At 68.0% G+C, this 11,485-nt stretch carries 12 protein-coding genes; 8 read left to right on the forward strand and 4 right to left on the reverse strand.

Annotated elements, in window-relative coordinates; translation table 11 throughout:
* The first annotated feature begins 300 nt into the window (after positions 1-300).
* From NM2_RS22540 to NM2_RS22560, 4 genes are all read left to right on the forward strand, one after another.
* On the forward strand, positions 301-1,569 hold the full coding sequence (locus NM2_RS22540) for a S1C family serine protease (protein WP_067672310.1): 1,269 nt from the start codon (positions 301-303) through the stop codon (positions 1,567-1,569).
* 95 nt (positions 1,570-1,664) lie between these two features.
* Positions 1,665-2,159, forward strand: coding sequence for a MogA/MoaB family molybdenum cofactor biosynthesis protein (locus NM2_RS22545; protein ID WP_067672269.1), 495 nt, complete (start codon positions 1,665-1,667; stop codon positions 2,157-2,159).
* Positions 2,160-2,818: 659 nt separating this feature from the next.
* Positions 2,819-3,496, forward strand: a complete 678-nt coding sequence (locus NM2_RS22555; RefSeq protein WP_067672275.1) for an MspA family porin — start codon at positions 2,819-2,821, stop codon at positions 3,494-3,496.
* A gap of 66 nt (positions 3,497-3,562) precedes the next feature.
* Positions 3,563-4,243, forward strand: a complete 681-nt coding sequence (locus NM2_RS22560; protein WP_067672277.1) for an MspA family porin — start codon at positions 3,563-3,565, stop codon at positions 4,241-4,243.
* 90 nt (positions 4,244-4,333) lie between these two features.
* Here NM2_RS22560 and mscL read toward each other — a convergent pair whose 3' ends face one another.
* The 4 genes from mscL to NM2_RS22575 all read right to left on the reverse strand — a co-directional run bounded on the left by mscL (position 4,334) and on the right by NM2_RS22575 (position 6,973).
* Positions 4,334-4,771, reverse strand: coding sequence for a large conductance mechanosensitive channel protein MscL (mscL, locus tag NM2_RS22565; RefSeq protein WP_067672312.1), 438 nt, complete (start codon positions 4,769-4,771; stop codon positions 4,334-4,336).
* Positions 4,772-4,916: 145 nt separating this feature from the next.
* Positions 4,917-5,633 carry an SAF domain-containing protein gene (locus tag NM2_RS22570; RefSeq protein ID WP_084531427.1) on the reverse strand — a complete coding sequence of 239 codons (717 nt, stop codon included), beginning with the start codon at positions 5,631-5,633 and terminating at the stop codon, positions 4,917-4,919.
* Between the two features lie 119 nt (positions 5,634-5,752).
* Positions 5,753-6,067 carry an FmdB family zinc ribbon protein gene (locus tag NM2_RS47685; protein ID WP_084531428.1) on the reverse strand — a complete coding sequence of 105 codons (315 nt, stop codon included), beginning with the start codon at positions 6,065-6,067 and terminating at the stop codon, positions 5,753-5,755.
* Between the two features lie 306 nt (positions 6,068-6,373).
* The gene (locus NM2_RS22575) at positions 6,374-6,973 is read right to left on the reverse strand and encodes a 5-formyltetrahydrofolate cyclo-ligase (RefSeq protein ID WP_245718164.1); all 600 of its coding nucleotides are present in this window, start codon (positions 6,971-6,973) and stop codon (positions 6,374-6,376) included.
* A 382-nt stretch (positions 6,974-7,355) separates the two neighbouring features.
* Between NM2_RS22575 and NM2_RS22580 the strand changes: the two genes are divergently transcribed.
* The 4 genes from NM2_RS22580 to sepX all read left to right on the forward strand — a co-directional run.
* Positions 7,356-8,297, forward strand: a complete 942-nt coding sequence (locus NM2_RS22580; RefSeq protein ID WP_067672280.1) for a UTP--glucose-1-phosphate uridylyltransferase — start codon at positions 7,356-7,358, stop codon at positions 8,295-8,297.
* 56 nt (positions 8,298-8,353) lie between these two features.
* The gene (glp, locus tag NM2_RS22585) at positions 8,354-9,607 is read left to right on the forward strand and encodes a molybdotransferase-like divisome protein Glp (protein WP_067672285.1); all 1,254 of its coding nucleotides are present in this window, start codon (positions 8,354-8,356) and stop codon (positions 9,605-9,607) included.
* Between the two features lie 12 nt (positions 9,608-9,619).
* On the forward strand, positions 9,620-10,270 hold the full coding sequence (locus tag NM2_RS22590) for a GNAT family N-acetyltransferase (protein WP_067672318.1): 651 nt from the start codon (positions 9,620-9,622) through the stop codon (positions 10,268-10,270).
* 285 nt (positions 10,271-10,555) lie between these two features.
* The coding region (sepX, locus tag NM2_RS22595; RefSeq protein WP_369690330.1) for a divisome protein SepX/GlpR at positions 10,556-11,485 on the forward strand (930 nt) is incomplete at its 3' end.

The following is an 11,485-nucleotide window of genomic DNA, read 5'->3' on the forward strand; positions in this document are numbered from 1 at the left end:
CCGTTCACGCAGTCCGGCTCGTCGGAGTCGCCGTTCGGGCAGGCGTTGCCGGGCGGGTCGGAGTCGCCGTACGCCTCGTCGCAGTCGCCCTACGGCCAGTCCGGGGCGCCGGAATCGCCGTTCGGGCAGACCGCCTTCGGGCAGCAACCGTCGCCGTTCACCCAGCCGCCCTCCCCGTACTCGCAGTCCGGGCCGCAGCAGCCGGTCACGGGTCAGTTCCCGGCGACCGGCTCGGGTTCGGCGCCGGCGGGGTATTCGCCGTGGGCGTCCCGGGAGACGCCGACCCAGCACACCACCCCGATGCCGCCGTATCCGCACGCCTACGGCTCCGGTGGCGGGCAGCAACCGCCGACCGGTCCCTTGCCCACCGCCGCGGGCTCGCCCTTCGGTTCCGAGCACAGCACCGCCGCCTATGCGAGCGCGCCCTATGCGACTGCCGCGCCGCAGCGTCGCGGCCGGGCCGGACTGGTCGTCGGGGCGATCGTGCTGGCGCTGGTCGCGGGTGGCGTCGGTGGGGCGATCGGCGCGCTGGTGGCCGATTCGGGCGGCGGGTCCTCGGTCACCAATGCGCTGGACAACTCCTCGCCGAACGCGAATCCCGCCTCGGTCACCGCGCCCGCGGGATCGGTGCAGGCCGTTGCGCAGAAGGTCGTGCCGAGCGTCGTGATGATCAAGGTGGCCGGTGATCGTGCCGAGGGCGAGGGCTCCGGGGTCATCCTGTCCTCCAACGGGCTGATCCTGACCAACAACCACGTCGCCAGCGGCGCCGGACCGGGCGCGAAGATGCAGGTGCAGTTCAAGGACGGCAGCACCAGTTCCGCCTCGGTCGTCGGCGTCGACCCGATCTCGGATCTGGCGGTCATCAAGGCGGAGAACAAGTCCGGTCTGACGCCGATCGACCTGGGCACCTCCAAGACGCTCCAGGTGGGCCAGCCGGTCGTCGCGATCGGATCCCCGCTGGGCTTGGCCGGAACGGTCACCACCGGCATAGTCTCGGCGCTCAATCGCCCGGTGTCCACCAGCGGTGAGTCCGGTTCGACCGGCACCGTGATCTCCGCCGTGCAGACCGACGCGCCGATCAACCCGGGCAACTCCGGCGGCGCGCTGGTCGATATGAGCGGCAAACTGATCGGTATCAACACCGCGATCGCGACGCTGGGCGGCAGTTCGGACAGCAGCCAGCAGAGCGGCTCGATCGGCCTGGGCTTCGCGATCCCGGTCGATCAGGTGCGCCGGGTGGCCAACGAGCTGACCAAGACCGGCCACGCGACCTACGCCCAGATCGGCATGACCGTGCTGAATCAGGCGCCGAGCAACGTCAACGCCAACGGCGCGGTGGTCAAGGACGTCGCCGCCGACGGCCCGGCAGGCAAGGCGGGCATCCCGCCGGGCGTGGTGGTGACCAAACTCGATGATCTGGTGATCGACAACGGTGACGCGCTGGTCGCCGCGGTCCGCTCGCATCAGCCGGGCGACAAGGTCTCGCTGACCTACACCGACACCAACGGACAGAACGCGAAGACGGTCCAGGTGACCCTCGCCGGAGCCGCCGCGGACGGTGCCCATTGAGCCGCCCGCCCCGCACCCTGACCCTGCTGACGGACGGCAACTCCGGCGGCGGGGGACCGGATTCCCTGTCACCCCTGGACGCTACGGTTAGCGGCATGGAAATCGATGCTCCTGTGGCGGGTCGTGCGCTCGTGGTGATTGTGGACGACCGGTCCGCCCATGGTGGGGAGGATTCGCTGGGTCCGCTGGTGACGGAGTTGCTCACCGAGGCCGGGTTCCTGGTCGACGCGACGGTCCTGGTGGCGGGCGACGAGGTCGAGATTCGCAATGCGCTCAACACCGCCGTCATCGGCGGTGTCGATCTGGTGATCTCGGTCGGCGGTACCGGCATGTCCCCGCGTGATGTCACCCCCGAGGCCACCTCCGAGGTGCTCGATCGCGAACTGCCCGGAATCAGCGAGGCGCTGCGTTCCTCCGGTCTGGCGGCGGGTTCGCTCGATGCCGGGCTGTCCCGCGGGCTGGCCGGGATCTCCGGCAGCACGCTGGTGGTCAACCTGCCCGGGACCAGGGCCGCGGTGCGCGACGGTATGGCCACGCTCGGCCCGCTGGTCAGCCGGGTCATCGATGAGCTGTCCGGTCTGGACGAGTAATGAGCTCCACCCCGAACGATGACGATCGAACCCTCCGCCCGCGCCGGGCGGAGGGTTCCGCACGTTCGGCGGCCGATGCGGCGAAGTTGGCGCGCATCTTCGGCGACACCCTGCCGCAAACCACCAGCGACGAGCGCGGTACCGACGGTGAATTCCCAACTGTGGGAACGTCATCGGACGATTGGCTGCGGTCTCAGGTCCCGCCGCATTACGGATGATCACTCCCTCAGCGCACATGCGTCGCGCTGGCGCACTCGCGCCGAAACTTGCGCCGGAGCTATTTTGCGAGCGTTAACACGGTTTTTGCGCCGCGCGTAACATGCGTACTTGCTAATGTGATTTAGATCACAAGATGTTTACATGAACATACGTTGTCAGCCTCTCGTCAGTGCGTTTAATGTTCGCCTTTGGGCTATACCACAGCGGCTCTTTTGGGCCCGGGAACGGCGTCTCGGCGTCGACCCCGGCGGAACGTAGCCCGGTTCCGACAGGTTGGTCTGGCGGTAGCGCGACCCATGTCGCCGGTTAGGCGGCGGCAACATGCTGGCGAATAGACTGAGCTGGGCCCGGTAATGGGCCGCGTTTCCAACCCCGGTGGTCGGGGTCGGAAATCAGCCTCGGTGGTCGAGGCTGACTGCTATAACCTGATGAGGGGAAATATGAGCGAGAACCGCACCAGCGGTGCGCGTCGCGGTGCCCGTTTCGCGGGTATCGGGGCGGCGGCAGCCGTTGCGATCGGATTGCTATCGACCGGCGCTGCCAACGCCGACACTTTCGTGCCGTTGCCGGACGGCCACAGACTGGGTGCCGATGGTGTTTCCATCACCCGCACCCATGAGCACGCCACCATTTCGACATCCTTGGCAGCCAACGGTGCCGGCCGTACTGTCTGGGTGTCGGGTATCGCGGCCGCGGATGTTCCGCACGCACCGATCACCACGGTGGGCCCGAACAACGGCCAGTTGAACAATCCTGGCACCAACAATTCGTCGACACACGGCGCGTCGCAGCTCAATTCGGGCTACATCATCGGCTGCCAGGTCGACATCGGCTCGGACGCCATCTCCGCCGGAGTCTCCGGCAGTGTCAGCCTGACCGATGCGTCACTCGGTGGATCGATCGGCTTGAACCTCGGCCCCGGCCAGGTCAAGTTCGTACAGATCGACTCGATCGACATCACGCACCCCGGCCACTACTCGGTGGAATACCAGGACGCGGAGATGCAGATCCAGGGTTGCGCGGGTTACGCACAGGCTCGTGCGTACACCGTTGTCGAAGTTGTCGGCAACAACTACTCGAAGACCACCCTGTACGGGCAGCCCTTCAGCATCGGCTGACGTGCGTGGTCTCCAAGCGCCAACTCTATTCTCGCGCATAGCGATTCACCCATGAGGGAACTAAACATGAACATCCGTAAGACTCTGGCACGCGCGGCCGGCGTCGGTGCTGTGACCACCGCCGCTCTAGGTCTGTTCTCGACAGGCGCCGCGAACGCCGATACCTTCGTCCCGCTGCCCGGTGGCAGCATCACCCGCACCCTGACCGATGGCACCTCCGTCCACGTATGGATCGATGGCGAGTCGGCGAACATCAACCCGTCGATGGGTTCGACTCCGCTGCACCGCAACGCGTGGGCCTCGGCCACCGCGCATGTGCACATCTCCGGTAAGACGACCGCCACGGGCGGCCACATCTATCCGGGATACGTCGTCGGCTGCCAGGTGAACATCTCCGGCGGCGGCGCCAGTGCGTCGCCGAGTGCCGGTGCCAGCTGGGACAGCAGCGGCAATGTCACGCCCAGCGCCTCGGTGGGCACCAGTGGCAACCTGACCCTCGGCCCCGGCCAGGCGCAGGCCTTCTACGTCCTGGACCTGGAGAAGAAGGACGACTTCGGTGGGGATGCCCACAAGACCTACACGCCGTTCACCGGTAACGACGGCTCGGTCGCGTGGGCGGACGAGACCATCGGTCTGACCGGCTGCGCCGGTTACGCGCAGGCGCGTTCGTTCGTCAGCGTCGAGGTCTCCACCGACAGTGTCATCAGCTGGGTGACATTGTGGGGTAAGCCCTTCAGCCTCGGCTGATCGGATTCGATTCCTCCGGCATGACGGTGGGCCCGGTGCATGCGGTACCGGGCCCGCTGCCGGGATCCGGGCAGGTTGTATCCCGTTGTGCTACAGGGGATTTCGCTGCTCATGAAGTGAGTTCGGTGAGGACTCGTGCCGCCCGCCCTCGCCCCCGGTGTCTTCGGCGAGCAGGTCGCGGATCTCGGTCAGCAATTCGACTTCGGTCTGTACGGCGGTCTGGCCCCAGCGCTTCTTGATCCGGGTGGCCGGGAGCACCAGGATGAAATAGACCACGGCCGCGATGATGATGAAATTGATCGCCGCGGTGATGATCGGGCCGAGTGCGACATAGGTCGCGGGTTTATCGGCGACGATCCGGAATCCCAGGCCCAGATCGCTCGATCCGCCGAATATCTCGATGAGCGGTTTGACTATTCCATCGGTGAACGCGGTGACGATGGCGACGAATGCGGTGCCCATCACGACCGCGACCGCCAGGTCGATCACGTTCCCGCGGAATATGAAGTCCTTGAAACCCTTCAGCATTTGCGGCTCCTGTCTCATCCGGCGCACCTGATCCGTGCCGAATGTTCTGGTCGTAGCGGCGGACACCTGCGATGTCCGCTCACGGATCGGGTATCCGGGATGCTAGATGGATTTTGCAGCAAATAGTTGGCGAATCGTATGAACTCTACTGAAAAATAACCGTGAGCGCGGACCGCAGGGATGCCGCGGCGACGGTCGTGGCGTGCGCTGAATCGAGTGCGATCAGTACCACGCGGTCGTCCGATCGAGGTGATTTCCCGGCGTTGGATCTTTCGGGTATCGACACCACGACGGCTCCGGTCGCGAGGGTGCGCGCGGGTGTCGCGGCGGGCGTGTCCGGTTCGGCCGCGGCGACCACGTCGACCCGGTCGCCGGTGCGCAGAATCTCGGCCACGACGTTGTCCGCCAGTCGAATCGGGACGATCCGGGCGTCGGGTGCGGCGGTGGCGGCCGCGGCCAGGCGTGGCCCGAGCACCCGCAGATCGGTGAAGATCTCACCGGCGCGCATGGGTGCGGACAGGGTGGCGCCGAGCAACGGTGCGAATTCGCGGATCGCGCCGCCGGGCAGGCTGTTCGCGGTGAATGCGGCGGTGCGCAGATCGGCGGCGGCCACCGCGCGGCCGGGCGGCAGGTCGTGCGCGGCGACCACGACCTCGACCCGCTGTGCGGCCGGATCGTCGCGCAGGAACAGGAATCCGGCCAGCGCTGTGAGCGCCGCGGCCAGTACGCGGCGGGCCAGCGTGCCGTCCAGCCAGGAGGGGCGGCGGTGCCGCAGCCATTCCCAGCGGGGAATGCGGCCGAGGTCGATATCGCCGCCGCGGACTGGAATCGACCTGCCTCGGCCGGGCGCGCTGTACGTCATACCGGGGACGCTACGGCTCGTGCGATACCGCTCCGCCCGGAAAACAGCTGGTCAGAATTGGGCTGTGGATAACTCGGAAGCTGTGGACAACACCGTGTGCGCCCACCGCGGCCGATACGTCAGGCAGCCGGAGTGCTGGTGGCCGTGCTGCTGCTGGACGAGCTGCTCGAACTGCTCGACGAACCGTCCGAGGAGGAGTTGCTCGACGAGGAGGCCGAGGATTCCGCCTTGGCGGGCTCGCTCGCGGTGGTCGAACCGCTGCGGCTGTCGGTGCGGTAGAAGCCGCTGCCCTTGAACACGATCCCCACGGAATTGAAGAGCTTGCGCAGCTTGCCGTCACACTTCTCGCACGTGCTCAGCGCATCGTCCGAGAACCTCTGAATGATGTCGAACTTATCGCCACACTGCGTGCACTGATACGAATAAGTAGGCACAGGAACCTCCACAGTCTCCGTCGTTAGCACTCTACAGCCGACAGTGCCAACAACACCAATTGAGGATTAATTCCGTGCCTTCGGCCTCCGCTTCGCTCCGGCGGGTTTGCGGCGCCCTGGGGCTCGACGATAGGTCCCGTGTCGGGCACTCGTTCCTCGCACCCGCCACACGTCGTCCCATCGGCGAGCCGCGCCGCAAACCAGGAGTTGGCGCTGTTCGGGGCTGGTGGAACGAGGTGTGATGGTTTGTGTCGGATGGCCTCTGTCCGGCGGCGGTGCTCGTTTGGCCCGATGAAAGGTTGAGCTTCAGCTGTCCGTGGACAACTGCGTCAGGCCGGCGTCGGGGGTCAGGGCCCAGCCCATGCGGCGGTCGTGGGGTTCTTCGGGGAGGTGGTCCAGGAGTTCCTCGTCGCGGACGACGGCGATGAGGCGGGCGTCGGGGCGGGCGGCCGGGAGGGTGCGGTCGTAGTAGCCCGCGCCGCGGCCGAGCCGGACGCCGCGACGGTCCACCGCCAGGGCGGGAATCAGGATCGTGGTGGCCCGGGCGATGGCGGCGGGGGACAGGTGCGGGCCGGTCGGTTCCAGGAGGCCGTAGCGGGCGCGGTGCAATTCCGCTCGTCCGGTGTACTCGGCCCAGTTCAGCGGCCCCGGCGGGCCCGTCACCGGGAGCAGGACACGTGCGCCCGCGGCCCGGAGCGCGTCGAGCATGGCCGGGGAACCGGGTTCGCCGCGCACCGGGACATAGGCGGCGACCCAGGTCTCCTCGGCGGTGTCGAGGAGCAGCCGCGACGACGCGGCGGCCAGGGCTGCCGATTCCGCCTCGTGTACGGCGGGATCCACGGCGGCACGTCCGGCCAGCAATCTCTCGCGCCACTCACGTTTGTCCGGCTGACCAGCGATCTCCACGCGGACCACGATAGGTGGCCCCGGCCGGTTCCCGTCATTCGCTCGGCATGGTCCTGCTCGGCGATCGGGCTTGTCCTGCCCGCCTGGTTTCCGGTCGCACACCGCACCGTCGCGAAGCTCACGTGCGACCGGGGTTTCCCGCTCTGTGCGACGGGGAACAGTTGCAAGCACGCTGGTGGTGGCCGGGTCCGCATCGCGGAACTCGGCGAGCGGTCACAGGGACCGCCACCTAGGCTTCGCGGTGTGCCGCGCCGGGGCGAAGCCCGTCCGGCCGACGAAACTGATGGATAGGGTGTGCCTTATGACAGCATCGCGAAGCGATTCGGCGAAGGATGGCGGTCGGGCGACGGGTGGGCCAGCTGACGCCGGATCGGACGCGAGGGTGCGGGGATCCGACGCGACCGCGAAATCCTGCTTCCGTACCGCCGTCGTCCCCGCGGCCGGGCTCGGGACGAGGTTTCTACCCGCGACCAAGACCGTGCCGAAAGAGCTGCTGCCGGTGGTGGATACGCCCGGGATCGAGCTGGTCGCCGCCGAGGCGGCCGATTCGGGCGCGGCTCGCCTGGTGATCGTGACCTCGCCCGGAAAAGACGGCGTGGTCGCACATTTCGTCGAGGATCTGATGCTGGAGAGCACCCTCGCCGAACGCGGCAAGTTCCATCTTCTGGAAAAGGTGCGCAAGGCGCCGGGGCTGCTCGATGTGACCTCGGTGGTCCAGGAGGAGCCGCTGGGTCTGGGCCATGCGGTGGCCCAGGCGGAGAAGGCGCTGGACCCCGACGAGGACGCCATCGCCGTCCTGCTGCCCGACGATCTGGTGCTGCCCTCGGGCGTCCTGGATGTGATGAGCCGGGTGCGGCGCAAACGCGGCGGTTCGGTGCTGTGCGCCATCGATGTGCCCAAGGACCAGGTCAGCGCCTACGGGGTGTTCGATGTGGCCACCGTGCCCGACGCGACGAACCCGAACGTGTTGCGCGTCAACGGGATGGTGGAGAAGCCCGATCTCGCCGACGCGCCGTCCACCTACGCCGCGGCCGGTCGCTATCTGCTCGATCGCGCGATCTTCGACGCACTGGGCCGCATCGAGCCCGGCGCGGGTGGCGAATTGCAGCTCACCGATGCCATTTCGCTGCTGATTTCCGAGGGACATCCGGTTCATGTCGTCGTGCACCGTGGGTCGCGACACGACCTGGGCAACCCGGGCGGCTATCTTCGAGCTGCGGTCGATTTCGCTTTGGAGCGTGACGAATACGGACCGGCCTTGCGTGAATGGCTGGAGCACCGACTCGCCCCCGACTGGGATCCGCAGCTGACGTCGCCGGAGTAATCTGGCCGGCAGCCGAGCGAGCGCCGCATCGGACTCGGACGTGAGGGAAGGGCTGCATGCGCTCGGTGGAGGATCAGCAGATCAAAGTGACCGCGGCGGCCGTTGCGCCGCGGCCGGTCCGGGTCGCGATCTCCGAGGCCCAAGGTCTGCTGTGCGCCGAGGATGTGGCCACCGAACGTCCGCTGCCGGGTTTCGATCAGGCGGCCATCGATGGTTACGCGGTGCGCAGTGTCGACGTTCAGGGTGCGGGCGCGGACATCCGGGACGAGAACGGTGATCCGGTCGATCTGACCCTGCCGGTCGTCGGCGAGGTCGAGGCCGGTTCGCGGCAGCCGATCCGGTTGCAGCCGCGGCAGACTGTGCGCGTGGATACCGGCGCGCCGCTGCCCACCCTGGCCGATGCGGTGCTGCCGGTCGATTTCACCGACGGCGGCCGTGCGCGGATCAAGGTCTACGAGCCGGTCCGCACGGGTGATTACGTGCGGCGCATCGGCGATGACGTGCAGCCGGGCGATATCGCCGTGCGTGCGGGCACCATCATCGGCGCGGCGCAGGTGGGGTTGCTGGCCGCGGTGGGCCGGGACAAGGTGCTGGTGCATCCGCGGCCGCGGCTGTCGGTGATCTCGATTGGCGGCGAGCTGGTCGACATCGATCGCACGCCCGGTCCGGGCCAGGTCTACGACGTGAATTCGTATGCGCTGGCCGCCGCGGCGCGGGACGCGGGCGCGGACGTGAACCGCGTGGGCATCGTCAGTGCCGATCCGAAGCGGCTGCGCGACATCGTGGAGGGGCAGCTGGTCCGCTCGGAGGTGGTGGTGATCGCCGGCGCGGTCGGCGGTTGGGCGTCCGAGCAGATCCGCGAGGCGCTCGAGGGCCTGGGCGAGTTGACGATCGATCGGGTCGCCATGCATCCCGGTTCGGTGCAGGGGTTCGGGCGGCTCGGCCGCGATGAGGTGCCGACCTTCCTGCTGCCGTCGAATCCCGTTGGCGCACTGGTGGTTTTCGAGGTGATGGTGCGTCCGCTGATTCGCATCGCGCTGGGGCGGCGTCATCCGATGCGGCGAGTGGTGCGGGCGCGCACGATCATGCCGATCAGTTCGATGGCCGGGCGGCGCGGTTATCTGCGCGCGCAGTTGATGCGCGACGAGCAGACCGGCGATTATCTGGTGCAGCCGCTGGGCGTGAACGGTTCCGCACATCTGCTCTCGACCCTGGCCGAGGCGAACAGTCTGATCGTGCTCGCGCCGGAAGTCACCGAGGTTCGCACCGGTGACGAGGTCCAGGTTGCATTTCTCGCCCAGCGTGGCTGAATAGTAATGGACATGAACGTTTTTCGGGCTGCGCAGCATCCCGGCTGGCCCGCGCATCTCGGCCCGGTGCGGGTGGGCGCCGGGTTGGTCACGTTACGTCCCGTCCGATTGCGCGACGCGTCGGCGTGGGCGCGCATCCGGGTGCGCGATCGCGATCATCTCGAGCCGTGGGAGCCCACGGGCCGCGGTGCCTGGGAGGCGCGCAATCATCCCTCGAACTGGCCGTCGCTGTGGTCGAGCCTCAAGTCCGAGGCGCGGCGCGGGGCGATGATTCCCCTGGTCATCGAGGTGAACGGCAACTTCAGCGGGCAGTTGACGGTCGGCAATATCGTGCGCGGCGCGTTGCGTTCGGCGTGGATCGGCTACTGGGTCGCCACCGATGTCGGCGGCCAGGGTGTCGCCACCGCGGCCCTCGCCCTGGGCCTGGACCACTGCTTCGGGCCCGTCGGCCTGCATCGCGTGGAGGCCACCGTCCGCCCCGAGAATCTGCCCAGCCAGGCGGTACTGCGCAATGTCGGCTTCCGCGAGGAGGGCATGCTGCGCCGCTACCTGGACGTCGACGGCGCCTGGCGCGACCACCTGCTGGTCGGCATGACCGTCGAGGATCTGTCCGGCACGGTCGTGGACAGGCTGATCCGGGCAGGTCGTGCCACCCCCGCATGAGTGTGTCCAATTGGCTCCAGGAGACCCGTGTTACTCGTGGGGCAGGTGTTGACGGCGCGCCTGCGACGGATTTCGCGTCGGCCGAATTAGCCTACGGACGTCGGTGGTGCGTCCCGCATCGCCGGAAGGGAGCCGGTGCAGTGGCCCGATCAGGCGGCGGTACAACCTCTTCCGCCTATCCGGGACGCGGTGCGAGAACGGTCGGCAGCACGTCGGCGATGTACGAGCAGGTTGCGAGATCTGTCGCAGGGACGACAGCCAGGCGGGGACGGAGGTGCGGGCGCAGTGCCGAATTCGATCTTGTGGGTCGGCCTGGTGGTCCTCTGGGTCTTCGTGTTGTTCCCGATGCTCGCCGCGCGGTATCCACGCATTCGGCGAACCACCGATACCGCCCTGGCCACCCGGGTACTCCATCGGGGTGGCACCAGACGACGCGCCAAGTCGGGGCCTGCCTCCGGGCACGACTCGGATCCGGACTGGGTACCCACACGAGTGCAGAGAAGGCTTTTACACGGCGATGATGCGGAGGATCGGATGACGACTTCGGCCGATGGGCCCGTCACCGAGCACGACGACAGCAGCGGTACCGGCGCGGGCGTCGACGTCGGTGAGGTCATCGAGGCCGAGGTCGACGAGTCGGGCGAGGCCGAATTCGGCGGTATGGACGAAGTGGACAGCCAGCGCGAGAATACCGAGGTCGCGGACGCCGGGCCGGATGTGAGGGATGATTCCGTGCTGGTCGGCGAAGAACCCGCCCCGATGAACGCGCGAATTCCCCCGGCGCGCACGGCATCCGGGACGCAGCGGGCGACGGATCTGCCCGAGGCCGAGGAGGTCGAATCGGCGGCTGCCGGGCCGGATCTCGCCGATGCCGAATCCGATTCCGCGTCAGGACGTTTCGTGCCAAACCGCCGGGGCCGCGGGGGCTACGATCCCGAAGCCGATGCGGTGGCCCGTGCGGCCCGCTATCGGTTCCGGCAGCGCATGACGCTCGCATTGGCGTTGAGCGCCATGCTGTTCGGCGCTTTCGCGCTGGTGGCCTCGCCGCTGCTGTGGTGGGGGTGTGCTCTGGCCGTGCTGGTGCTCGCGGGTTACCTGTTCTACCTGCGTCGCCAGGTGCGTTTCGAGGAGGAGATCCGCCGTCGCCGGTCGTCCCGGCTCGCGCGTGGCGCGCAGCCCGCGGCGGCCCGTGACTCCGCCCGTCCCGCCGCGCCC

The organism is Nocardia miyunensis NBRC 108239 (assembly GCF_001613065.1).
Lineage (GTDB): Bacteria > Actinomycetota > Actinomycetes > Mycobacteriales > Mycobacteriaceae > Nocardia > Nocardia miyunensis.

Bases quoted from the DNA above. Each gene is read 5' to 3' on its own strand.
- NM2_RS22540 (WP_067672310.1), top strand. From the start codon at position 301: ATGCCGCCGTATCCGCACGCCTACGGCTCCGGTGGCGGGCAGCAACCG.
- NM2_RS22545 (WP_067672269.1), top strand. From the start codon at position 1,665: ATGGAAATCGATGCTCCTGTGGCGGGTCGTGCGCTCGTGGTGATTGTG.
- NM2_RS22555 (WP_067672275.1), top strand. From the start codon at position 2,819: ATGAGCGAGAACCGCACCAGCGGTGCGCGTCGCGGTGCCCGTTTCGCG.
- NM2_RS22560 (WP_067672277.1), top strand. From the start codon at position 3,563: ATGAACATCCGTAAGACTCTGGCACGCGCGGCCGGCGTCGGTGCTGTG.
- mscL (WP_067672312.1), bottom strand. From the start codon at position 4,771: ATGCTGAAGGGTTTCAAGGACTTCATATTCCGCGGGAACGTGATCGAC.
- NM2_RS22570 (WP_084531427.1), bottom strand. From the start codon at position 5,633: ATGACGTACAGCGCGCCCGGCCGAGGCAGGTCGATTCCAGTCCGCGGC.
- glp (WP_067672285.1), top strand. From the start codon at position 8,354: ATGCGCTCGGTGGAGGATCAGCAGATCAAAGTGACCGCGGCGGCCGTT.
- NM2_RS22590 (WP_067672318.1), top strand. From the start codon at position 9,620: ATGAACGTTTTTCGGGCTGCGCAGCATCCCGGCTGGCCCGCGCATCTC.